This window comes from Spirosoma gilvum (assembly GCF_054776815.1).
The window spans coordinates 59038-83793 of the sequence record NZ_BAAHBH010000014.1 but is presented as its reverse complement, the minus strand read 5'-3'; the positions used below and the strand labels follow the sequence as shown (position 1 = coordinate 83793).

The window sequence follows — 24756 nt, the reverse complement described above, 5'->3', positions numbered from 1 at the left end:
TATCCCCTATAACGTTTTAATATGTTGTAGGGGATATTTCATTTACTGGAACTACCAGCTGTTAAGTACACCGTAATTTAAGCTTCTGTCATTCCGACCGGGACGCGTAGTCGAAGGAGGAATCTTCGGATGAGTATAGTTTTTCTCCCTTACCCGAAGATTTCTCCTTCGACTACGCGTCCCGGTCGGAATGACAGAAGCTTAAATTACGGTGTATTAAGGCGACTTATAAGGTCCTTCGCCAGACTGGCGCCGACTAATGATTAACCCTGAACCCGACGCGATAGTATGGTATGTGATTGCACGTCATTAGCTGGCTGTTTCGAAAACGAACTTGGTGCATCTAAATGAGCGCCATCATCTATACCTACGCCAAGCCGATCGACCAGTTCGCCACCTAGCCAACCAGTTACCCCAGCCAGGCTAAAGCCCATAAATGATGCAACCAAAGCTCCTCTAGGAGGTAGATTACTGATCTCATCCTGCCTTAAAAACCAGCTAAGGGCAAACAGCAATAAAACAACCACATTGCCTAACCCATGAATGGCTCCAATTCGTTTTGCTCTCGTGCCAGAGGGTATGGCCATCCAGTCGATGAATCCCGGAACAGCTGCTAAAACTCCACCGATGATTCCCGAAACAATCATCCAGTACGATACCGTTGCCATCGTTGGCCGACCTGTTAGCAAAAAGACCAGATCGAAAATGGCCGACGTTGCCAATAGGCCAAACGGAAACACAATTAGTATCTGATGTGCTGGGTGATGAGCTAATTTTATCCTACTTTCCATCAGTTTACTACGTTAAAATGACTTGATGCATGGCCTTCAGGAGGCATATGCTTTGGGTACTTAACCAGACACCGGACGAATCAAGCCAGACCAGCCAGAAATCAGGTCGAAAAGTAAGGATTTGGTCCAGTTGGTTTTCAATACCTTACCATTAACTGCGTAAGTGGGATAAGCCTGGATTATTAGTAAACCAGCCTGGTTTCAGCCTTAATTTAAGACTAACGAATAACGCTCGACCTGGCTCGTATGTGTATGTATTAATGGAACGAGTTCGCGCCAAAAGTCGCATAAAAACCAGTGAAGGTAAAGGACAGACTCATCCAATTCGTTAAACTCAGTAATGAGCAGTTTATTAGTTTTAGGATGCGCCTGTTTAATAATAAAGGATAAAGAGAAATATATAGCCTGAAGTTCAGATCGACTAAACTCATCGCCAAAATGACGAGGCAGTACATCGGGAAAGTCGAGTTCGGCGGCTACCAACGTCTTGATGTACTGCTTCAGCAGATACAAATTGGTGCAGGAAAACATAGATATAGCTAGTTACGGTATAAATCTTCAAAAAATTACCCAAGTATTTATAACTAGCAAAATCAATGAATAAATATTTATATATTATTATGTAAACGGTACTTTTTATGACTAAAATCAAAAACAAGTAACTTCAAAAACCACTATTGAACGATTAAAAGACATAGCTAGAAAACCACTTAGCTATATACCCATTGAATCTTACGGTAGCGCGCGATGGTATGTTTTAATACTTTTAATTTGCTTATAGATAAAGCGAGCCCTGTTCACCTGCAGTAGGTGAATCGATAATTGGCAATCGCCCAAACCATCGAACGTTCACGTCCTCAACAATCCCTCATCTTCAAGGATTGGAAGAAATACAGCCCGTTGCTCTTTATTTAGTGGGGCCCAATGCAAGTTATCAGGTAACCATTGCTGAGAAACGATTTCCCAGCCTCGCCCATCGCTGCGGTGATAATAGGTTCCTTTGATACGAAGAAAAAGGTGTGTTTCTGTGCGGCAGAACAGATCTTGAGTACTATCCATTACAAATAAATTATGGGTTAGATAAAGCGTACCCTAATCGTTGCCCAATGGTAAGAACGCAGTTATACAACCGGCTCTACCAATGCGACATACCTTAGAGACACATCCTTACTAAACCTCATAATCAATCAGTTATACCCAATATCTGATTAAATGGCCTTCCAAAGATATCAATTATGCATAACCTGTTATTTATTCTGGCTATAACATGCTCAAGAAAATAATGGGTGTGGCCGATCTACACGTATTCGTTTTTAATCCTTCGAATCTTCTCGTTTATCTATCGCGGTCGCTCAATGATTTTTGATACTTGTCCAGCTCCTGATGAAGCAACTGAAACCAGACGGTATAATTAAACGGCTGCTGAGCCAACTCGCTAGCTACGGCTTCCGCACTCAGCCACCGAACGGCTGATACTTCCTGCGGATTAAACGGTATAGGCCCTTCGTATTGCCCTACGAAAACATGATCGATTTCATTCTCTATCAATCCACCTCCCACATCTGCCCGATAATGAAAGCTGAATAAAGGATGTAACTCCGTCCGGAAACCTAACTCTTCCTCCAGTCGACGTGTAGCCTGGCCAATTGTATCGGCTGGATCTATAGGATGACCACAGCAACTGTTAGACCAAAGCCCCCCCGAGTGGTATTTGTCAATCGCACGCTGTTGCAAGAGAAAATCCCCCTGTTTATTAAAAATTAGTACCGAGAAGGCCCGGTGAAGAAGGCCATCCGCATGAGCCTGCCATTTTTCGGCGGTATCCAGCACTTGATCGTTCTGGTCAATTACTAAAACCATATTTGTTTGAGTCAATTCAGGTAAGTAGTCCATTTGTTAATGTATAATGTTTTTACTTTTCTATGAAATATACGGGCGCACCCAAAATTGAGAGAAAGAGTAAAAGAACTAACTATCAGGTTAACACAATCTGAGTTTGGCAAACCTCCGACGGCATGATTGTTGCCTAAGTGCATGAAGTCGTTCATACTCAATCGTGGCTTATAGGCAGTTTCCCGGCTCGGTTGTGTATCTATTACGACTACCATCATCCAACTATTCTTAAAACGTTATGACTCACCAAGTTTACAAGCGCCTGCTGGAGGAGCTTCCTATACCCGGATGCTCTTATTTTTCACCGAATGGTCACCCAAAAAAATTAGGCTTATCGGGTGATCACAAATTACTCGGAATTCAACAGCTCAGAGATTTTTTGCGAAAATTAGGCGTCTGTGACGCCGATGTTGAGATAGTTTATGGCGTACGCCCCAAAAATGCACCAGCCAATCGCTACGTGGTTCTGATTGCCAAACCTACCGATTAACTGAATCGGTGTATAGTTAATGCAACGAATATAATCTGACCTACGTATAGTCCATAGGTATAGTTTTGAGGCAAACCAACCTATGAGAATAAGCCCCATCCGTTTCAGGGTGGGGCTTTCTCATGAAATAGCCCTGTTTCAATGAATCGCTACCCACCTCAACGGTAATTAGATGACTTCGAATAAACGATCGAAAAGCCGGTCGGCCAGTTAACCCCAGAAAGCGCCTTATTCACCACAAAGTCGGCGTGATTGCCCCCGAACCCATAGGGTTGACCACTCTTTTTCTCTTCACCTCTTCTCACAGGCGAACTTTGTTCTGTAAAGCTTTCGGACTGGTAGATGAATGAGTCGCCAAACAACCCATTCGCCACAACTTTCCGGCTCTTTACCCCAATACGCTATCGGTTGTGCAACGGCCACCTATGGTTTTAAGTACTCATTAGTAGACAATTAAATGCTGAGTAGAAGCACTTAGCTTACAGTATGAAACGCAAACACTTATCGATTCTCCTACTCTTATTACTAGGGTCCAGCAACGTTTTTGAAGCCTGCAAATCGACGGATGTTGATGCCACCAGTACAACAGGTTCGACAACGGGCACGACCACTGGCTCAACAACGAGCAATTCCAGCTCGATCACAACCGCGCTCTCGGCCACGGCTACTACGACGACCTGTGGGTCAACCGGTGTGGCTCAGATTGTCTGTCTGGCCGAAGCCTTTAAGGCTACCCTGAGCAGTACTCAACTGGCAGCTACGCAACTTACCTACTCCAAAACCAACGCACAGAAATGGTCTAACCTACCCGCTGGTATGTCTGCACGAATAGGCATTAATCTGGGCGCGCTTAGCGATACCCAACTGGCTGCCTTCCGCAATCTGATGGTCGGTGTGCTGGCCTTAAATGCAACCGACGAAGGATATGATGAAATGGTGGGCAATCTGGTGGCCGACGATTACCTCAATTCCATTGGTGGCGGTTCTACGTATGGCGCCGGTAATTACTACATTTCCTTCCTGGGTACGCCCAGCACCAGCAGTCTGTGGGCTATTTTGTTCACAGGTCACCACTATACCCAGCCCATTACCTTCAATGCGGGTGCAGTCACCGGCGTTACCCCTGCTTTCCGGGGTACAGAGCCTCAGGCGGCTGTCACGGCGGCTAACCGAACCTATCAGGCTTTTGAACAGGAACGGGTTGCTTTTGCGGCCATGCTCACTGGACTGAGTTCTGCGGAACAGACAACAGCCAAGCTATCGGGCACATACAACGATCTGGTACTTGGCCCCGGACAGGATGGTAAATTCCCGGCCACCAAATCGGGCTTGCAGGTGGGCACCCTGAGCAGCGACAAACAAGCACTGGTGTTGGCGGCTATTAAGCTATATGTCAATGACCTGAGCGCATCAACATCGGCTGCCGTTCTGACCAAATATACCTCAGAGCTGGCCAATACGTATATTTCATATTCGGGAACAACGGCTATGAGTTCGCAGGGCGATTATGTTCGTATTGATGGGCCAAGTGTCTGGATCGAGTTTTCGTATCAGGGAGGAGTAATCATCAAAAATACACCTCACTCGCACTCAGTATGGCGCGATCATTCGGGTGATTACGGCGGCAACTAAACCTTTGGCAGAAACGACAAAATAAAGGCTGTCTACGACCGCAATACAATGATTATAAAGCTTTTTTCAGTAAACCAACCTGCAATCATCAACAGCCATTTATCCAGATGGCTGTTGATGATTGTCCTACTGGCACTGGGCGTAAGCCGACCCAAATTGGCGAAGGCTCACCCGATGCCAAACTCGGTGGTACTGCTCAATGTCCACGCCAATCGCATTGATGCCGAGTTGCAGATTCCCCTCGTTGAGCTTCAGTCTGCCTGGGGTCACGCTGTCAACGATTCGTCGGCGGGGCTGGTAGAACGGCTGGGGCCTCAACTTCGGGAATACCTCAAAGCACACATCCGTCCGCAAAGCCCCGACGGGCGATTCTGGACGGTGTCTGTCGGCGAGTTGGTTGTTCATGAAAGCCAGAATCCCATTAATGGCGTATACCGCGAACTGACAGCGCAGGTCCAGATGACTCCCCCGGTCGGAGCAGACGTCCGACAATTTACCTTTTATTACGATGTAGTACTGCATCAGGTGATGACGCATAAAATTCTGGTATCGGTACGTCAGGACTGGGAGCGTGGTCAACTGGCCGAGGCTGAACCCGTGCAGGTAGGCGAAATCAGCCTGGACATTGTGAATAACCGCATCCTGCCTTTACCGGTCAATATGGCATCGGGTAGCACCTGGACCGGCTTTATGGCCATGATCAAACTAGGTGCGCAGCACATTGCAGAAGGAACCGATCATTTGTTGTTTCTACTGGTGCTACTGTTGCCTGCCCCGCTACTGGTGACCGGCAATCCGGGCCGACGATTCGGCTGGGGAAAGTTTGGCGGAATTCGCTACAGCCTGAAGCGGTTATTGCTGATCGTAACGGCCTTTACCGTAGGCCATTCCATTACACTGTTGCTCGGCTCACTAGGCTGGGTTCGGTTGCCATCGCAACCCGTCGAAATTCTGATTGCTGTATCCATTCTGGTATCGGCCATCCATGCCTTTCGGCCCGTTTTCCCCGGTCGCGAAGCCTGGGTAGCGGCAGGATTCGGGCTCATTCACGGACTAGCCTTTGCCAGTACGCTGGCCAATCTGCAACTCGATTCGGGACCAATGGCGCTGAGTATTTTTGGCTTTAACCTGGGTATTGAACTGATGCAGTTAGCTATCATTTTGCTGGTAATCCCCTGGCTGATGCTCCTGAGTCGCACACCCGCGTACACGACTGTTCGGTTATTGGGCGCGTTGCTGGCCAGTATTGCGGCTCTCGCCTGGATTGTCGAACGTGTATCCGGCCAAAGCAACTGGCTGACCAAAGGCATTGAAGCCGTCGTTGGTTACGCACCTTACGGACTTATCGTATTAGCTTTGCTGTCCCTTTACCTGACCTGGCGGACGAAACAAACAAAGCAATGGCCCGTTGCGTAACAGGACATTTGACAATGCAGCTAAGAAAAATACTGTCGACACTTGTGGTTGGTTTGCTGACGTTACAGGTTGCTTATGCACACCTGGGTACGCTCACCGGCCTTGTGTTCGATGGAAGTACGCATCTCCCGTTGCAGGGTGTAACCGTGCAAGTAGTCGGTTTGGGCAAAGCAACATTGACCGATGAGCTGGGTCGTTACCGCTTCGATGGCCTCATAGCTTCGGCTTATAAGGTCGAATTTTCCCATATTGGCTACGCCCCTACTGTACAGGAGATTACTATTATCGACGATCAAACCACCCATGTTCAGACTAGCCTGGCCGTAGCGCCGGTCAACCTGAGTTCGGTGACGGTATCGGCTTTGAAAACCAATACCCAACAGCTCATCAGCAACCTTGACATTCGCCTTCGGCCTATTACCAACTCGCAGGAAATTTTGCGGCTGGTACCGGGTTTGTTTATCGGACAACATGCGGGCGGTGGCAAAGCCGAGCAGATTTTTCTTCGCGGTTTTGATCTTGATCACGGTACCGACATTCGCCTGACCGTGGATGGGATGCCCGTCAATATGGTGTCGCATGCCCACGGACAAGGCTACGCCGATCTGCACTTTGTAATTCCTGAACTGGTGGAAGGGGTTGATTTCAAAAAAGGGCCTTATACTACCGACAAAGGGAATCTGGCTACGGCGGGCTGGGCGGATTTTCGTACGCGTACCACACTGGATCGCTCATTCGCCAAGCTGGAAGCGGGGCAGTTCGATACCTATCGGGCGGTTGCCGGAATTGATCTACTGGGTCATCGGGATGATGCGGCAGAGCAACGAGTGAACCATCAGTCGGCCTATCTGGCTTCGGAATACTCGTATTCCAATTCGTACTTCGATAATCCACAGCATTTTAAGCGCGTGAATGTGCTGGGCAAATACCACAGCCATATCGCGCCCAACACCAACCTGACCCTGACGGCTTCTACCTTCTGGAGCAAATGGAATCACTCGGGCCAGATTCCTGATCGGGCTGTCGAATCGGGCTTGGTTGACTGGTTTGGGTCTATCGATCCGACTGAAGGTGGCGAAACCAGCCGCACCAATCTAAATGCCCAACTGGTGACGGTGACACCCAAAAATCATACGATCAAAAACCAGTTTTTCTACAGCAATTACAACTTCGAGCTGTATTCCAACTTCACCTTTTTCCTCAACGATAGCCTGAACGGCGATCAGATCCGCCAGAAAGAGCACCGTAATCTGTTCGGTTACAATGGCAGTTATTCGACTCAGGCGACCCTCGGTAAAACCAGTTGGACCACGACGCTGGGCGCGCAGTATCGGCAGGACATGACCCACGGCCGTGGCGACGGAGCGACAGAGTTGTCGCATACCAAAAATCGGGTCGAAACGCTGAATCAAATTCAGTATGGTAATGTGAACGAAATCAATGCCGCGCTGTATGCCGACGAAGTTGTTCACCTGACAAGTCGATTGACAATCAACGCTGGCCTTCGGGTCGATTATTTTCGTTCTCAATACGAAAACTTACTAGCCACGTCGGGTTTAGGTAAGAAGCGTGCAACGCAGGCCATTGTATTGCCCAAACTGAATTTCTATTATACCGTTAACCCTCACGTCCAGCTTTACCTAAACACAGGCAAGGGGTTTCATTCTAACGATGCCCGCGTAGTGACGGCGCAGAACGGGCGTGAAATTTTACCCGGTGCTTACGGCTCCGATTTGGGCGTCATTATCAAGCCGTTTCCCCAATTGATCGTCAACGCAGCGGCCTGGTATTTGGCCATGAAACAGGAGTTTGTGTACGTGGGTGATGAGGGCGTGGTCGAACCCAGCGGTCGTTCGCGTCGTCAGGGAGTGGATCTATCGGTACGGTATCAGCTTGCCAAACGTTTGTTTGCCGATGTCGATCTGAATACAGCTACCCCTCGTTCACTCGATGCCGAACCGGGGCAAAACTATTTACCACTGGCTCCGGTATTTACCTCAACGGGCGGTTTATCCCTGCAAACGACCCATGGACTAAGTGGTTCATTGAGGTATCGATACATGGCCGATCGACCAGCCAACGAAGACAACTCAATTATAGCCAGGGGCTATTTTGTGACCGACTTGCAGGTAAACTATGCCTGGTCTGGAGTTGCCCGGCGAAACTATACACTGGGGCTGTCGGTGCAAAATCTGTTCAACACCCGGTGGAAAGAAACGCAGTTTGCTACCGAGAGTCGGTTAAAGGGCGAAGCGGCTCCGGTCGATGAAATACACTTTACGCCAGGTACCCCTTTCTTTGCCCGACTGAGCCTGACCTATTTTTGGTAAACAGCCGCTTTTCACGGGTTAGCCAGACATTGGTGCGCGTATTGAGTTACAAAAAACGCTGGCGCCAACGGTACCAGCGTTTTAAACCTAACCCATAAGAGCTTGCAGATAGCTTTCGCTGACCTGCAATCGTGGGAGATCAAACAACAACCGGGCCATAACTGACGAAAAACGTAGTCAGGCTCATACTAGCTTAGCATACGGTCTCAAAAAAACACCTTTTCTGAGCCGAACCTTCCATAGCTTCTGTTCTGAGCGCCAGATAAATATGAAAAATTTTTCATATTTATCTGGCGCTCGAAAACGGATCATTATTTTACAAATCTTATTTTCTGCTGGCGGACTGTTGAGCCATAATGACATATTGTGAGGTCTCATCACTGACAGGTAGCCTATTCAGCATCGTCGATATGGCTCTTACAACAACGCTTGATGACAGCTCCATCATCAATTATAGTGTAATGGGAAACAAAGCAATCTCGATTCATCCTGATGATCGATCAGGTCCATCAGAAAAATCAGGTCATCGAATGTGCTGACGGGCAGGCTAAAGCCCTGAAAATGAAAGCAACCCGTCTTAGGCTGTAAGTGTCCCCGGATTTGTCTATACACAAAGTGATAAGGCTGATCGGCCAATTCAGTAAAACCAAGCGAAAGCAGAACGTAACGGTTTATTTCCATGGATAATTTAACATCAACGTACGAAACGATCACCAACAATTGCCGGAATTCAGTTATCAGTCTGCCAGCACAAGTTGTTCGTAATCCCTATACTCAACCATCTCGGGTGAACGAGGATGTTCAGACTGAGCCCCCGTTAACTGCTGCATAATTTCTGGAATCCGTCTGCGCCCCACCGACAGCGAAGCGCCATTACGCATAATGATAAAGGCAATTATAGACGACGCCAAAACGCAGCGATGTACATGCGCTGGGTTGACAAGATGACCTTTATGAATACGGATAAAATGGGGCCACCGTGTGTGGTACCATTTCAGCGTTCGGCTCGATAAAATCTGTTCCCCGTTATGTAAATGAACAAAGCAGTAATTCACATCGCCAGTTAAATAAAGGACTTGGCTGGAGTCAAAGTTATGTTGAAGTTGAGCAGCAAATAATCGTTTCATGAGCAGGTTGAGCTGGTGTGAATAGTCAAAAATATAGTGTGCGTACTTTCGGTAGGGGGAGGCAGATACAGGCCCGTTGGCTTGTTCGGGCGAGGGCGTTTACGGCCGCCGGAGAAGGGCCTGGATTGGTAAATGTTGACGCGCGAAAACGCGATCAGACATTGAATGGTCGTCATAGGAAAAGTAAACCAGAGGTTGAGAAAAGAGGAATAACTGAGTAAGAGATAGACGATCACAGGGTCAGCTATTCCTTACCAGCTTGTAGATGTAAAATTCGATGTGCCTTTTTCAACCGACTCTACCAAATCGGACAAAAACTCTACCCAAATGACCAATTACCAATTCTTTAACAAGAAAATTGCCCACACAGACACATTAACGAAACTGTAAAATAGATTTGACTAACAAACGAATACTGTTTTTGAAGTATTCTCGAAGCATGTTTCTAGGCGTTGCTTTTACGGGCTGATGGCGCATATCCATATTGATCTTTATAGGCCCTGCCAAACGATGACAGACTACCAAAGCCAACAGCATAGGCTACCTGCGTCGGTTGAATGCCCTGATCCAGCATCTCATTCCCCCGCCGGAGACGATAGCTGCGGATGATCTCCCGGGTGTTGAGTCCCAGCAAAACCTTGAGTTTGCGGTTCAGGCTTCGGCCGCTCATGGCCAATGCATCGGCCAACTGCTCTACCTCAAAATCAGGCTGGTCAAGGTGATGTTCCAGAACAGCATACAATTGCTTAAGAAAGGGCGGTGTCTCTGGGTGCGGCTGGGGCGATGTCGTTGAAACGCTCAGGTCAACAAGGTTACCTTCGACCACAGAACCGGCAAGTGTTCGCTGCCAATATAGCTGTTGAGCCAGTTGTCTACGACGAAGGTTAGCCAGCCGCACTAGCAACTCAGCCGGTAAAAAAGGTTTGGTCAGGTAATCGTCAGCGCCGGTTTCGAGCCCGATGAGCCGATTCTCGATACTTGCTTTGGCCGTAAGCATCACTAGTGGAATGTGGTCGGTGCGAGGATCGGCACGAAGGGAGCGGCACAATTCCAGCCCATCCAGTCGGGGCATCATCAGATCGGTCAGAATCAGGTCGGGGAGCGTCTGTCTGGCCATATCCAGCCCATGCTGGCCATCGCTGGCTTCGAGCAACGTAAACTGAGAAGCCAGAATCATCCGTATATACGCACGCAGGTCGTCGCTATCGTCAACGAGCAATAGCACCGGCTTTTCCGATTCTGCATCCAGTACATCAATGCTCAGTACTTCATCCACGGCAAGTTTTTCGCCTTCGGCCATCATGTCCACAACCTGTTGAGACCCTTCCGCTGAATCATGGTCATTTCTTCCGGGCAGTACCCGTTCATCCCTCGCCTGAATTGGAAGCCATACACGAAATACAGACCCCTCGCCAGGCTGGCTCTGCACCGTAATGGACCCTTCGAGGAGTTGAACAAGCTCATTGGTCAGGGCCAGGCCAACGCCAGTACCGACCTCTGTCTGATTGGTAGCAGGTCCCTGATAAAAGCGATCGAATACATGCGACAGCACCTCTGGAGTCATGCCCGAACCCGTATCACTCACTTCAATGGTCACTCCTGTCGGTACGTATTGTCCCTCAACCCGAACGGTTCCTCCAGCCGGTGTATATTTCAGGGCATTACTCAGCAGATTAGCCAGAATTTTCTCAACCTTATCGGCATCGTACAAAGCGGGCCAATCCGACTGATTTTGGTGTACTGTCAGGGTAATCGACCGACTTTGCGCCAGCGAAACGAACATAGATACCCATGAAGCAACATCAACGGCCAGATTACCCACGGCGGGTAAATTTTTCATCTGTCGGGCATCCAGTTTAGCCAGATCGAGCAATTGGCTGATCAGCATCTGAAGTCGGCTGGCATTTCGATACATCAGCGCATACAGCTCATTGTCGGGATAGCGGTTACGCAGGGTTTGCAGGGGGCCAACCAGCAGTGTGAGTGGGGTACGAAGCTCATGGGAAACATTGGTAAAAAAGTCCGTTTTGAGCTGATCCAACGCCTGTATGCTTTCACGTTTAGCCTGTTCACTGGTCAGCGTCTGGGCCGTCTGGATTCGCTCTCGGGTAGCCTGCCAGAGCATGAGCACCACAAAAAACGGTTCACTGGCAAAACAGAGAAGCATCAGAAACTTGAGCGTCTCTTCGCTCATGGATCCGGTAAAGAATCCCGCGTTTCGTCCATAAAAATAAGTATATACGGGCAGGGTCACTACCAGGGCTAGCACGTTCCAGATAGCCGGACGAACGCCACGCCAATACAACACCAGCAATAACGCCAGCGTGAAGCCCGTCATAACAGCCAGCGTAGCAATCAGTGCCCAGGTGATATAGGGGTGACGTATAAAAAAACTGAGACCGGCATACATCACTCCTACCGCCCCAAATCCAGTGTATAACCCGATCAGGCGTGGCCAATATTGCTTTAGCTGATACGATTGTACTACGTAATAGGCCAGCGTGGGCAGTAATAGTCCAACCGTAGCATAATGGCTGGTATGCACCCAATAGGGCGACTGTGGAAAAAAGATACCCGAAAAACCCGACGCAAACAGCACACTCAGACAAACCGCCAATGCAAACAGTGCATAGGAACGCAGTACTACATACTGATACATAAACAGCAGCAGCGCAATCTGAAAAAGCGCCAGTAAAATGGCCAGGGTAAAAATAATGTATCGGTCAACGTCTGGCAGACGATACGTGTCAAAAGCCGCCCGATTCCATGCCCGCCATTGATAACTGTGGTGCTGCGACGATTGAATACGGGCATAAACCAGTTGCGGAGTGGTCCCTGAAACGCTTATGTAAACAGCAGGATAGCGTGTTTGAGGGGTCCGCTGGGCAAACGGAATCAGGTCACCCGACTGCATCGTCCGCCAACCCGTTAGCGAATCGGGCTGATAAAGCGTAAGTCTATCTACATAAAAGTTTGTCAGTTCCAGGGCATACGATTGGGAGACATTCACCGATGGCTGAAGCACAAAACGGCACCAGACTGGATGCGTGGTAAAGCCCAGAATCAGGGTTGGATCAGAGGCTGTTTTCCAGCGAACTCCTGACCCTTCCATTTGACTGATAGTCAGCCGATTGGTTGTATCGACAACGTATTGAACGTGCAGATCAACCGGCTTTGCAGATTGAGGTATAGGTAACTGATTCCGGGGTATTTGTGCTTCGGCGTTGAGAAAAAACAGAAAACTGACCAGGCAACATGAGATGGATAGGTGAGTTGTCCTGATGCCTAAATGTTTGACCAATACGTAGCCGATCAGTCGGATGTACAACGTACCAGACAGGAACTTAACCAGGAAATAATCGATCCGATTGCCATTTAGCGGATGCCTGCCCAGCAGCGCATGACCATTCATGTACTAAAAAGAGACTTTACTATACAGTTGAGTTCGCTATTTCGTATTGGCGACTAAGTTAATAAGATCCCTATTTATATCCACATTTAATAAATAATCCCTTTATAAGGCAAAACTCATATATATCGTGTTACTTATTTTCTGTCAGAGATCCTGTACCGAAAGATTGTAACGCAGCCGGCGTTTTACTGACGAATCAATCGATTCAGCGAATCGTTAATATGTTTGAGGATTTGCTGGTAATGATTGAGTAACTGGTCTTTTTGCGGGCCTTCCCTCATCCGCTTCTGAGCTCGATCCATCAACCGTAGCATTCGCCTATGGCACGAGCGTAAATGGCTGATCTGGTCTAGTTTACGTTTAAGTAGCTTCTCCTCAGGCTGTGCCTGTTCAGCTACATCGGCACTACCGAAAGGCAATGTTTCCGGTGTAGAAACCAGAAGCTGTTGCCATTCCTGTTCCAGCGCTTTAAAAGAATCAGCGAATGAGGTGCCATCAAAAACAACTGCGGGCAATTCGATAACGCCATCCTCATCCATGTAGCGGACATTAACTAACTGGTCGCCCCTACTGACCAGCCTATTGATAACATCCAACCCCGATTCGAATGAAATCCCTTGCATCGAAAAAGTTCGATAGGCATTTTCACAAGTACAGAAAGTTAATACGAACGTCATAACTTCTCCAGCCTATCATAATCAGATATAACAAGTCGCTGAAACCACTACTCGGCAGTTATCTCTGGAATCACGTCCTCCGTAGCCCTTCATATAAAGAACCCGTGGTCGTTCTGATCTTCACTAACCATCCGTAGGCATTTTTAAGCTTTGCCTGAGTATTGAGTAGTTGCAAGCCTGATTTCATAGGACAAATCCTTCATTTACCTTTTAACTCAATTGAACCAGTTTGGTTAATTGTTGAAGCAGATTGTTCGAAAAAATTAGGGATTGGTCATAAACCCAAAGAATCCTTTTGGGAGCGTTTCGTCAAGAGAAGTGCTCTTTTTGCAGCAGAAGAATTGATATTGGTAGCGAAACGGCTTATATATTTCTTTGTAAACGCAGATGGCTAGTTTTTTTTCCGGCCCAAATCCTCACTAATTTTTTCCTGCTGCATGGCAAACTCCCGCGTCTTCCGGGCTTTCTCCCGCATTTCATAAGCCTTATCCCAAAATTGGTCGGCAGCCTCCTGATTACCGCCCGAAGCAAACTGTTTTGCTGATTGTTCCAGCAAAACCACTGTCTCTTCCAGACTGCGTACGGCTTTCCAGAATGACTCTTCTACCACTTTGGTGGTTTCGGAAAGCAGCGAACTGGCCGTGAAGGCATGGCCAGTATGACAACGGTATCGAACCAGCTTCCCTTCTTTAATACTGATCAAGGTTCCGTTACACTCCGGGCAGGTCAGGGGGGTTAATTCGCCCAAGTCCAGGACCCCCAGATCGAAAGCACTATCCTGAGCGGCAATGTTCACTTCTGTTTCCATTCGGGTTTCTTCCTCGGGCAGTAATTCGGGTTTATCGGCCACTGATTCAGTGACTAACCGGCTCAGCAGCGGGGCCATCTCCGATACGGGCAGACAGTAATCAACGTCTACGAAGTTTAGTACATTTTCGGGCATACTCGAATACATAGCTTCTGCTGGCTCCTGAATGATACAGGTTCCGCCCAGTCGTTTGATCGACCACATACCAGACGTACCGTCGTCGAGCATACCCGTCAGAATGATGCCAATTACACGAGGGCCATAGGTATAAGCTGCTGAACGAAACAATGCATCGATCGATGGACGAAACCGATTTTCCTTGGGTCCTTTTTTGACCATCACCTGGTTATATTCTACCAGCAAATGGTGATCGGGCGGGGCCACATAAATATGACCGGGCTGTATCACCTCCCCATCTATTGGATGGATAGCTGGTAAAAGTCCAGCCATAGTAAGGATATCGGGCAGGTGACTTGGTGAGTGTGGCGATACATGCAGTACAACAAATAGGGCTCCCTGAAAGTCAGACGGCAACGCCGATACCAGTTCTCGTAGTGCATATACGCCACCAGCTGATGCGCCAACAACAATAATATCGCGCTTTGCCATACGGGTGGAAAAATCTACCTTTATACTGGGTTATTCAACTTATCTGTTCAGATAACTGCTCTTCTGTGACTTAGTTTAGCAGTGCTCCACATTATGGCAAAAAAGAAATCTATTCCCAACCCCATACCGTCTAATTCGTTGCGAATGTCCCGATTGTTGCCATTGGGGCTTCAGCCGGGGGTTTGGAAGCGATGATCGAATTGCTGGAAAACTATCGCCCACCACCGGCCTTGCCTACGTTTACATTCAGCATCTCAATCCTGAAGCAAAAAGCCATCTCGTCAGTATCTCCTGGACTTGCTCACGATGCGGCCAAAATTACCTGGTTTCGTTAGCTGATCAGCTTGCCTTCTTTCTGAAATTCTAAACGGATCGCGTCGACCAGTGTGGTTACATCAATAGCGGCCTGGCTACGGGCGAGGGTTCTGAGGACACTTAATTGAATGACATTCACAATGCCCGCTCCTGTTAATTCATATCGATCGGCTAGCTCTTTTAGGGAGACATTGTCGGCAGCCGCCAGCGCAGCGGGCCAATATTTCTCCCACAGCAATAGCCGCTCCTGCATATTGGGAACCGGAAAATGAGCGATTGTCTGAAAGCGCCGGGCAAATGCCGGATCAATATTACTTTTAAGATTCGACGCCAGAATGACCAGGCCATCGAACTCTTCGATTTTCTGGAGTAAATAGGCCACTTCCTGATTAGCGTAGCGATCGTGGGCGTCGCGGGTTTCGGTGCGTTTGCCAAACAGTGCATCGGCTTCATCAAAAAAAAGTATCCAGTTTTTCGATTGGGCTTTATCGAATAGCTGGCCGAGGTTCTTTTCGGTTTCGCCAATGTATTTCGACACGACTAACGATAAATCGACCCGATAAACGGCGCGACCAGTAAATTTCCCTAATAGGCTTGCAGTCAGTATTTTACCAGTATCGGACGAACCTTAGAACAAAGCCCGATAGCCGGGTTTTATGTACCGCTTCATGGTATCGTCCTGTTGCAATACGGGGTAGTGCTGAATCCAGTTCTTAATATCCTGAATATGGCGACGGGTTTCGGACGGCAGAATGACATCTTCCCAGTTCAGAGCGGTCTCCAGACGTTGTGCAGGAAACTGGCGGCTGTAATGCGTGGGTAGTCTTCGTAACTTGATCTAGTAAAGGTGAAACAAATTTACGCCATTTGTCAGATTAAGTCTTGACTAATACAGCGCATCCTTTATTTAACTGTATCCGACTAGCGCATACATTATCTAATGGCATAGTATTGACTTTCAACGAATATTTTTGCTAAAACGTTGGCAGTCTGCCCAGTTCAAAAGGGGGATTAACCCATAGAACAAAAAATAAGGATACGAGCCCTCGGTTGGGGCCGCACCCATTTCCTCACTAATCGATCTGATTTGAGGAATAGCTATTCAAAAGCGAGTTTCTCACCTAGCCAGTAAGCTATCATCCAGGCAATTCATTTCTGAGCGCCGTACCGGAATAGGCTATTCTAGGCCACTTGCTGGAATAAGTTTCTATGTGCCAAAGAGTAGGATTGGGGCGTCTTGTGTAGGATGGCAAGGAGTCGAACCAACAAATCTACCTGAACAAAAACTAGTTTAAACCCAATTGTATGTTAGCGATGAATTACCGGGGCCCCCGGCGGGTCCGCATCGATCAGAAACCGTATCCCGAAATAAAGCATCCTGAGGATGCCATAGTGCGGGTAACCCGCTCGTGCATTTGCGGGTCTGACCTGCATTTGTACAATGGCAACGTACCAGACACGCGGGTTGGCATGACGTTCGGTCATGAATTCGTGGGTGTAGTGGAACAGATCGGGCCAGAAGTGGAAAAACTGAAAGTAGGCGATAACGTACTGGTACCCTTCAACATCGCCTGCGGTAAATGCTCATTTTGCCAGCAGGGCTTGTATGGAAATTGCCACGAATCGAACACACAGGCTACGGCGGTGGGTGGTATTTTTGGCTATTCGCATACGGCGGGTGGTTACGATGGTGGTCAGGCTGAATATGTTCGGGTTCCTTACGCCAACTTTGGACCGACAGTTATTCCACCCGGCATGGACCCCGACGATGCCGTTTTGTTGACCGATGTAGTGCCTACGGGCTACCAGGCTGCCGAAATGGGCGGTATTCAGCCGGGCGATACAGTGGTTGTATTTGGCGCTGGGCCGGTCGGCATTATGGCCGCCCGCTGTTCGTGGCTATTCGGAGCCGGACGCGTCATTGTGATCGACCAACTTGATTACCGACTGGAGTTTGTCCGAAATTATGCACCCTGCGAAGCCTATAATTTTAAAGAAATGGACGATCCGGTAGTGTTCGTCAAAAAAATCACCGACTGGCTGGGAGCCGATGTCTGCATCGATGCGGTAGGTGCCGAAGCGGCAGGGAGCCCTTTGCAGACCATTACCGGCCGCAAACTCCTGATTCAGGCGGGTTCAGCTACAGCCGTACACTGGGCCATCAATTCCGTAAAAAAAGGCGGTATTGTGTCAATTGTCGGTGTTTATGGACCCACCGATAATCTGGTACCCATTGGCAATGTCGTCAATAAAGGGATTACCATTCGGGCCAATCAGGCTTCCGTCAAAAAACACCTCCCCCGTCTGATCGAGCATGTGCAGAATGGGATTTTGAACCCTAAGGCTTTGATCACCCATCGAGTGCCGCTGGAGGAAGTTGCCGACGCGTACCGAATGTTTTCCGAAAAACTGGACAACTGCATTAAACCGGTTCTGATTCCGCCTTCGGCCAGAGCCTAATCATTCGTATGGAAACAATAGACTATTCGCAAATTCCAGGCTGGGGTGTCGATATCGATCCCAAAAATGACCCAACCTATCCCATCAAAAACCGAACCGATGTGGAGCAACAAGGCTATACATGGGATCGCCCCCCTCTACAGCCCGTTGATATGGAAGTACTTCGATCCATTGAGCGCCCCAATGTGAGTGCTGTATTCGGAACCTCTACTCCCCCGTCGGGCTTGAGCGGAGCCATCCGTCGGTTTGCCTTTCGATTTAGTGAGTCGGAATACGGGCATTGGTTGCCGTTGTTGCTGGCCGATAGGGTCAATATGGTGGAAGGCCTGGTCGACGATCTAAAGCAGGGTAGAATTCCGAATCTGTTCGCCGAAAAAGGCTTAAAAGCCGACTGGAAGTACAATCGGAACGGATTGATACAACGTGTGGCTATCGGGGCCGTTCTGACAGTACTTGTCTTTAAGCTCTCCAACCGTCGTAAACGTAGTTGACCAACCGCTTCGTCAGCGACACCTTCGATAACTACTTCGAATAAACCGGCTCCCGCAGAGCCCAACGCCAACCCTCTGAACAGATTCCCACTCGGGAGTCTATTCAGAGGGTTTCTTTGTAATCAACTAGTCCTGATGCGCGTAGACTGGTAAGTCGTTGACCAGACGAACGATAGACCGCCAGTAACTACACAGAAATCCGTGCAGATAACTTTTGTCGTTCACCTGCGCAAATTCCTCAATCAGACCAGCGTACGTAATCGGATCGGCCATTTGAATAATGGTATTCAGACAGAGGTAGATAGCCTCCAGTTCGTCTGACGAAAATGTTGTTCCCCATTTGCGGGGTAAAACCCCCGGAAAAACAATTTCCGTAGCAATTAGCGTTTTGATGTATTCTTTCAGTAAATCAACGTTGGTAGTAACGGTCATGGTGGTACGGTTTAGCCAATCCCTTAGTAGCCAACATTCTTGCCAATATGCCTTATTGTACTCCAAACAATTGTAAATACTGTATAAACGGTTAACAAGTAACCGAAAATAATATTTTAAAAAATACAATTTAACGCTACCTCCTCAAAAGTATTTATGCCAAATTGATCAAATCGAGTCTGGCCTGGTCACGATCTGCTTGAATAGCCTATCCGAAATCCCGTTGGCCCGTCGTGTTTTGGCAATCAGGAACGGACTAAAACAAATCAGGCCATACCTAAAGGGTACGGCCTGATTAACTCCCACCATTCACTAAATGAATTCATAACAAAAATAACATATGAGTGAAATTATACTAATAATAATTACGCATATCCTATAGAATAGCTGGTAAATAATTCAAAAAACTATTTAAACTTCTGGTAATAAGCTTGAAATGAGCATTTTTATTATCCCGACAAAGCACATCCATTATAAGCAATCACGCATCACCAAACTTAATTCTGCATGATTGCTTAAATCGATTAGGGAAATTAAAACAGCTTTCAGATTAGTCCAGTTTCCAAACTATTGAAATGGCTTTCCAACAGTTGACCTTATAGAAAGGTACGTAAGCCAACCGGCAGATGCTGGCTAAAAAAAGTAGGTTCAACGGGGAATACTTACACACGCCCCAGCAGGTGGACGGGTGTGGGGTCGGTTGGTGGGAGCAGATTAATTTCGTACCAGTAGTTTTTTAAGATCGCCAGGTACTCCTTCCATCCCATCAGATCCGTTGGTTTTTTTGTGTAGGCAACGGCGCCCGTGCTGTAGGCCTGACGGACTTCTTTGGGTGAATCTGAAATGGTTAACATGACGATTGGCACCTGCCCCTTAAAATGATTGGCTAACTTTGGTAACATATCCAGGCCATTCTGTTCCTGGTGTAGATCAATGTCTAATAAGACCAGTTGTGGAGAAGGGCCGGGTATTTTATCCAGATAATCAAAAGTGGCCTGAACCGAAGAAGTACTAACAAACCTGGCCTCCGGAAATAGTTCTCTTCCTAGTCGCTCTACCAGTTCAAAAATAGGCTGGTCGTCGTCCACCATTAAAATCTCAAATCCTGGATGTGTTTCCATTAATCACTAACCCGGCTTGTTCGCCATCCGAATCCCCTTAAAAACGGAATCCAGGCTGTTATGTTTTAGATTCGTCCGGATCATGACCGGTACGGAGCCAGTCCAGAGCGGCCTCCAAGTCAGAGGTCTCAAGTAGTTGCCGCAGTGGCGCAGGGCCTTCCTTATCAGCAAGCAGGCTAAAGGCCCCGCGGAAGCGGTTGTTTTCCAGCGAAACGGATACCTGGGCTATTGGCTCTTTTTGATGGTATTCAGCCAGAATCAGGTTCATCCGATCGGGCTCCACCTGGTGAACTTCTTTCAATATATAGCCTGTCATCACATAGTGATCTATCTGGCTATTCGCCCAGTCGATCAGTCGCCCAAATGCATCTTCTTTCATGTCCGTACAAACAACACAACTAAGGATTTTTTGTGGAACGTCTTTCTCTTCGGGAAACTCATACACTTGCATTCATTCCCTTTAGATGCGTACCTGAGCCTTACTGTCCAGGCACAATAGGCTCCCGGCTCTTCAACCAGTTTCCTGGGCCGGGTGTTTGCCGAAGGCCGAATTGTTAGCATGTGGAGTCGATAAGACCGACCGGGCCACCAAAAATCAGGATTGAGGTAACAAATTGTGAACGTTATAGTTTACCCTACTCAAAAACCAAGTCACTCAACGAAAATGAAGCGATTCTTGCACGAAAACGGGCTTTCTCTGGTACTGGTCATCATTACACTACTAACCTTGGTTGGCCAAACGGTAGTCGGCTGGTCAGTCTACAATGATGAACTACAGGAGTACGGCCGGGCTCCCTTACCCTTAGCCAACTATCTGACCAGTGGTCACTATGTCGAAGCGGTCTTTGAAAACTGGGAAAGTGAGTTTTTACAAATGGGTCTCTATGTGATCTTAACCGTATCACTTTTCCAGAAAGGTTCTTCCGAATCCAAAAGCCTGTCTGAATCGGAAGAAGTAGACCGAACGCCTTCTCCCAGGCGAAAAGGGGCTCCCTGGCCCGTCAAACGGGGTGGGTTGGCTCTTAAAATTTACCAGAATTCGCTTAGCCTGGCTTATTTCCTGCTCTTCCTACTGTCGTTCTGGTTCCACGCACTGGGTGGCCTCAACGAGTATAATACTGAACAACTGCTGAAGGGCAAACAGGACGTATTAACACTAGGTCAATTTCTGGGTACCAGCGAGTTCTGGTTTCAGTCGCTGCAAAACTGGCAAAGTGAATTTCTGTCTGTTTTGTCGATTGTGGTTCTGTCCATTTTCCTGCGCCAGAAAGGTTCGCCCGAATCCAAACCCGTCGATGCCCCCAATTTCGAAACAGGTGAGTAACTCCTCTATAAATTATGATATGCATACCATTCAAGACATCGTGGACCCTTCTTGTGGCTCTACTCGGTATAAGCCTGAAGAGCATGGCTCAGCAAACCATCTTTAATGTGCCATCTTCCGATATTACACCCAAACATAAGATACTAGCTCAGCAGCAGGCCGACTTAAGTCACGAGGAGCTCCGTTTGACCACGACAGTCGATTACGGCCTGGGACGCAATTGGGAGGTGGGAATGAATGTATACAATATCGATTATCTACCCGAACAGCACACCTGGCAACGTAATGATACAACTACCCAGATGCCCTACGCGCCCCTCTTGCTGATCAACGCCCAGAAAACGATGGAATTAACCGAACACCTGCATCTGGGAGTTGGCGCACAAACAGGCGTAAATCTGTACCCAACCAGCCGAAGTTCGTGGGTAGGTTGGGGCTATCTCAATCTGGGGGGCAGCTTTGCCGATGATCATTACAAAACGGCAGTTGGCACCTACCTGGGCAATCGACCTTATCTGGGCGATGGCGCTGTGGCAGGGGTACACCTGGGCATTGATGCGGGCGTCTGGTACGAGAAAGTACACCTGCTCGGTGATTGGGCATCTGGCAGCCACGAATATGGTCAACTGATACTGGGAGCTGAAGTCTACCTCATGAAGCACCTGCCGATGGCTCTTGGCTGGCGACGGTCGAATCAGGACGGACGACAGGGAATCGTGGTACAGCTTACCTATACCCCCGATTAATTTCCGGTTGCTTTTAGCTGATCTGGTCTCATTCGTGAGCGCCAGTCGATGCTGAACGGCCCGTCAGGAGACTGAAAAATCTGAGAATCAGCGCCTACACCGCATTGTATTCTACACATACATATACCAGCAGTGCAACGACCAGGCCAACGGCTAGCCAAATGGTGCGGGTTACTGACGACCGAGTTGGTTTCATACCGATATAGTTTTCCAGCAATTCCAGTCCTGTTGAATAGTCTGGCACCTTAAACTCTATAAGTCATAAAATGAACAATACGTTGGCCGGAATTAGGCTGTGGGCCCGAGGTCGAACCGAGTAGACCATTATCTTATTTTTTTGACCGCTGCCCACCGATTCTCGTTACGTTTTTAAACCATTCAAACCTATTGACACTGGAAAAAATGGCGACAACAGATGAGTTTATTTATTGGCAACCGTTTACCAAAGTAGACCAACCCTCCCAGTGGGTAAGTGGCCTTGAGGACCATTTGCGCCAGGCTACTCACCTACGTGACATCCCCTGGCAGTTTGGCCGTGGAAAGTTAGAATCCTGCCTTACACCCAACTCCTTCTGGGTCACGTACACCTTTGCAGGAGGAGGAAAACTGGCCCTCCGAACCTGTTTCGACCCGCAAACGATTCATTCGGTAAAGCTCCAGAAACATTCCAACAAGAAAGCCGAATACCACATCGACGGATCGCTGGGGCTGTTTCGGGTTACTGTCGAATGTTGTAGCGACGATCCGATGGTGGTTCGCTATTCCACCTCCCTGAAACCGCATCAGGATTTTACAGTGCAGGCTTTTCCGAGGGATGTGTACATACTGGATGAATCAGGAGATCCAACTACGACCGAGGGAATGGTCTACGTGACCCAGGGTGGTCCAACAGCCGGGCTGGCCTATTTGTCGGTTACCAAACCCGTGGCAGGCACCCTCTTTTATTTTCAGAATCTGACCGCGCTGAACGACTACTGCCAGACGACCCATACCGAGCCGTCGGATACCGTACAGGCACAATGGCCGGAGATCGGGTTTACACTTCCAGTGGGTGAGCAGGCATTAAAAGCCGGTAAAGAAGTGGTGCTGTCGGATGCATTTCTATACCTCAACGAAACCATTCCCGACGATGAGTTCGAAGCTGCTGACCTGTTTCTGGAAGCGCAGGCCTTGATCTACCAACGATTGCCCAAACCCGAAACGGTATATTTCGACTGGCCCAAAATGGCTGAACAGACCATTAAGGCCCTAACGAAGTCGCCCGATTGCGGCCGTCGAATCAAAAACCAGTTTTACCTCAACGCCTACGTCAGCGCCACTCAAAAACCGCCTGAAAGTATGGTGCAACTGGCCATTCTTGTGCCCTTGTGGGAATACCAGGAATGGCTGGGCAAGCCCGTTCCGCTGGTCGAGATGTTGCAAAAGGCTATTCATAGCTTTTTCGATGAAAAGAAAGCAACGCTCGTGCGATGGTTACCCGGCGAAACATTCAAGAAAGAAGAGACCAGTGAAGAAGAAGATCCGAATAAGATTGACTCCTGGTATTTGCTACACATCCTGATGAACCTGGGCCGGTTAGCCGAAAAAGGGAATATCGAAGCCAAAGATCTGCTGTTTCGTTCGCTGGAATTTGTGATTCGGGCAGCTCATCATTTTGGCTATAACTGGCCGGTTTTTTACGACAGCCGGACCCTGGCCGTCATTAAAGCCGAAACCAGTGAAGGCAGAGGGGGTGAACTGGATGCCCCTGGCCTGTTTACGCATGTTATGCTACAGGCTTATGAGCTAACCAAAGAACCACGCTATCTGGAAGAAGCGGAACACTCCGCACAACGATTGCGGGGTAAAGGGTTTGAGTTGCTATACCAGTCCAACATCACGATCATGAGTGCGCTTACGCTGGCCAAGCTCTGGAAAATAACCGGCAAACGCCTGTATTTCGATCTGAGCCGTCTCAGTATCGCCAATGTGATCGCTCACCTGTGGACCTGGGATTGCAATTTCGGCTTTGGAGAGCAACGCAGTACATTTTTGGGTGCAGCCCCGTTGAGAGATGCCGACTACCTGGCCGCTTATGAAGAGGGTGAGATTATGGCTACCATGCTGAGCTACCTCAAAGAAGTAGGGCCCGATGTACCTCCGCCAATCCGGCTCCTGTTTGCCGAGTATTTCAAGTACCTGCTCCACCGGGGCCGGTATTATTTTCCATCCGAATTACCAGCAGATATGCTGTGCCTGGAGCCACGCGAGGGCCGCATCCTTCCTGATTTGCCCATTCCGCTCGAAGACATATCTACAGGCTGGAAGCAGGCAGGTGCCGTTGGGCAGGAGGTTTATGGCGGGGCTCTGGCATACATCCTGACGACCTACACGTACAAGCGATTCGAAGGGGTACCCGTCATTGTTTACAGTAATTACCCAATCTATCAGGCCGAATATAAGCTCACCGACAAGGATAGTGGCTTCGCTATTTTCCGGCTCAGCGGAACCGCCGACTATACGTGTCAGGTGCGGTTGTTGGCGACAGGTCGTCGCTTCCCCACTATCCGGCTTCTGGATGAAGACGGTAGCAGTGAGGAACCCGTTAAGCCGGTGGACCAGAGCGATCAGTACCAGGAATATACCCTACCTGGCAACCTGCGCTTCCGGCTGGAATGGGTTAAGACGTAAAGCATTTGTACG

At 48.4% G+C, this 24756-nt stretch carries 23 protein-coding genes; 10 read left to right on the top strand and 13 right to left on the bottom strand.

The window, feature by feature from the left end:
• Positions 1-263: 263 nt before the first annotated feature.
• The 3 genes from ACYVFD_RS29865 to idi form a co-directional block, all read right to left on the bottom strand.
• Positions 264-791 (bottom strand): DUF2231 domain-containing protein, encoded by a 528-nt coding sequence (locus ACYVFD_RS29865; RefSeq protein WP_461094237.1) that lies wholly within the window; start codon positions 789-791, stop codon positions 264-266.
• Between the two features lie 207 nt (positions 792-998).
• Positions 999-1322 carry a hypothetical protein gene (locus ACYVFD_RS29860; RefSeq protein WP_461094235.1) on the bottom strand — a complete coding sequence of 108 codons (324 nt, stop codon included), beginning with the start codon at positions 1320-1322 and terminating at the stop codon, positions 999-1001.
• Positions 1323-2126: 804 nt separating this feature from the next.
• Positions 2127-2651 (bottom strand): isopentenyl-diphosphate Delta-isomerase, encoded by a 525-nt coding sequence (gene idi / locus ACYVFD_RS29855; RefSeq protein ID WP_461094233.1) that lies wholly within the window; start codon positions 2649-2651, stop codon positions 2127-2129.
• 271 nt (positions 2652-2922) lie between these two features.
• Between idi and ACYVFD_RS29850 the strand changes: the two genes are divergently transcribed.
• The 4 genes from ACYVFD_RS29850 (at position 2923) to ACYVFD_RS29835 (ending at position 8552) form a co-directional block, all read left to right on the top strand.
• Positions 2923-3174, top strand: coding sequence for a hypothetical protein (locus ACYVFD_RS29850; protein WP_461094232.1), 252 nt, complete (start codon positions 2923-2925; stop codon positions 3172-3174).
• 486 nt (positions 3175-3660) lie between these two features.
• The gene (locus ACYVFD_RS29845) at positions 3661-4806 is read left to right on the top strand and encodes a DUF3500 domain-containing protein (protein WP_461094230.1); all 1146 of its coding nucleotides are present in this window, start codon (positions 3661-3663) and stop codon (positions 4804-4806) included.
• A gap of 48 nt (positions 4807-4854) precedes the next feature.
• Positions 4855-6222, top strand: a complete 1368-nt coding sequence (locus tag ACYVFD_RS29840) for a HupE/UreJ family protein (RefSeq protein WP_461094228.1) — start codon at positions 4855-4857, stop codon at positions 6220-6222.
• Positions 6223-6236: 14 nt separating this feature from the next.
• Entirely contained in the window at positions 6237-8552 is a 2316-nt protein-coding gene (locus ACYVFD_RS29835; RefSeq protein WP_461094226.1) for a TonB-dependent receptor, read from the top strand.
• A 447-nt stretch (positions 8553-8999) separates the two neighbouring features.
• Here ACYVFD_RS29835 and ACYVFD_RS29830 read toward each other — a convergent pair whose 3' ends face one another.
• From ACYVFD_RS29830 to ACYVFD_RS29805, 6 genes are all read right to left on the bottom strand, one after another.
• A complete protein-coding gene (locus ACYVFD_RS29830; RefSeq protein WP_461094224.1) occupies positions 9000-9233 on the bottom strand; it encodes a hypothetical protein in 234 nt (77 codons plus the stop codon).
• 56 nt (positions 9234-9289) lie between these two features.
• Entirely contained in the window at positions 9290-9679 is a 390-nt protein-coding gene (locus ACYVFD_RS29825) for a LytR/AlgR family response regulator transcription factor (protein ID WP_461094222.1), read from the bottom strand.
• Positions 9676-9855, bottom strand: coding sequence for a hypothetical protein (locus ACYVFD_RS29820; protein WP_461094220.1), 180 nt, complete (start codon positions 9853-9855; stop codon positions 9676-9678). The genes ACYVFD_RS29825 and ACYVFD_RS29820 overlap by 4 nt, the downstream gene beginning before the upstream one ends.
• A 269-nt stretch (positions 9856-10124) precedes the next feature.
• Positions 10125-13091 carry an ATP-binding protein gene (locus ACYVFD_RS29815; RefSeq protein ID WP_461094218.1) on the bottom strand — a complete coding sequence of 989 codons (2967 nt, stop codon included), beginning with the start codon at positions 13089-13091 and terminating at the stop codon, positions 10125-10127.
• Between the two features lie 185 nt (positions 13092-13276).
• Positions 13277-13714 (bottom strand): hypothetical protein, encoded by a 438-nt coding sequence (locus ACYVFD_RS29810; protein ID WP_461094216.1) that lies wholly within the window; start codon positions 13712-13714, stop codon positions 13277-13279.
• A gap of 445 nt (positions 13715-14159) precedes the next feature.
• On the bottom strand, positions 14160-15185 hold the full coding sequence (locus ACYVFD_RS29805; RefSeq protein ID WP_461094214.1) for a chemotaxis protein CheB: 1026 nt from the start codon (positions 15183-15185) through the stop codon (positions 14160-14162).
• A gap of 191 nt (positions 15186-15376) precedes the next feature.
• On the opposite strand from ACYVFD_RS29805, the gene ACYVFD_RS29800 reads away from it, so the two are divergent.
• Positions 15377-15520 carry a hypothetical protein gene (locus tag ACYVFD_RS29800; RefSeq protein WP_461094212.1) on the top strand — a complete coding sequence of 48 codons (144 nt, stop codon included), beginning with the start codon at positions 15377-15379 and terminating at the stop codon, positions 15518-15520.
• On the opposite strand, the gene ACYVFD_RS29795 is transcribed toward ACYVFD_RS29800, so the two are convergent.
• The gene (locus tag ACYVFD_RS29795) at positions 15517-16104 is read right to left on the bottom strand and encodes an ATP-binding protein (protein WP_461094373.1); all 588 of its coding nucleotides are present in this window, start codon (positions 16102-16104) and stop codon (positions 15517-15519) included. The genes ACYVFD_RS29800 and ACYVFD_RS29795 overlap by 4 nt on opposite strands.
• A 701-nt stretch (positions 16105-16805) precedes the next feature.
• Between ACYVFD_RS29795 and ACYVFD_RS29790 the strand changes: the two genes are divergently transcribed.
• A complete protein-coding gene (locus ACYVFD_RS29790) occupies positions 16806-17960 on the top strand; it encodes a zinc-dependent alcohol dehydrogenase (RefSeq protein WP_461094210.1) in 1155 nt (384 codons plus the stop codon).
• Positions 17961-17968: 8 nt separating this feature from the next.
• A complete protein-coding gene (locus tag ACYVFD_RS29785) occupies positions 17969-18451 on the top strand; it encodes a hypothetical protein (protein WP_461094208.1) in 483 nt (160 codons plus the stop codon).
• Between the two features lie 126 nt (positions 18452-18577).
• Here the strand turns inward: ACYVFD_RS29785 and ACYVFD_RS29780 are convergent, their stop codons facing one another.
• The 3 genes from ACYVFD_RS29780 to ACYVFD_RS29770 form a co-directional block, all read right to left on the bottom strand.
• Positions 18578-18883: a hypothetical protein gene (locus ACYVFD_RS29780; RefSeq protein WP_461094207.1), complete on the bottom strand. Its 306-nt coding sequence runs from the start codon at positions 18881-18883 to the stop codon at positions 18578-18580.
• A gap of 662 nt (positions 18884-19545) precedes the next feature.
• Positions 19546-20004 carry a response regulator gene (locus tag ACYVFD_RS29775; protein ID WP_461094205.1) on the bottom strand — a complete coding sequence of 153 codons (459 nt, stop codon included), beginning with the start codon at positions 20002-20004 and terminating at the stop codon, positions 19546-19548.
• A gap of 58 nt (positions 20005-20062) precedes the next feature.
• Positions 20063-20383 (bottom strand): hypothetical protein, encoded by a 321-nt coding sequence (locus ACYVFD_RS29770; RefSeq protein WP_461094203.1) that lies wholly within the window; start codon positions 20381-20383, stop codon positions 20063-20065.
• A 285-nt stretch (positions 20384-20668) separates the two neighbouring features.
• Between ACYVFD_RS29770 and ACYVFD_RS29765 the strand changes: the two genes are divergently transcribed.
• The 3 genes from ACYVFD_RS29765 (at position 20669) to ACYVFD_RS29755 (ending at position 24744) form a co-directional block, all read left to right on the top strand.
• Positions 20669-21328 (top strand): DUF6766 family protein, encoded by a 660-nt coding sequence (locus ACYVFD_RS29765; protein ID WP_461094201.1) that lies wholly within the window; start codon positions 20669-20671, stop codon positions 21326-21328.
• Between the two features lie 14 nt (positions 21329-21342).
• Positions 21343-22074, top strand: a complete 732-nt coding sequence (locus ACYVFD_RS29760; RefSeq protein WP_461094199.1) for a hypothetical protein — start codon at positions 21343-21345, stop codon at positions 22072-22074.
• A 402-nt stretch (positions 22075-22476) separates the two neighbouring features.
• Entirely contained in the window at positions 22477-24744 is a 2268-nt protein-coding gene (locus ACYVFD_RS29755) for a hypothetical protein (protein ID WP_461094197.1), read from the top strand.
• Positions 24745-24756: the final 12 nt, after the last annotated feature.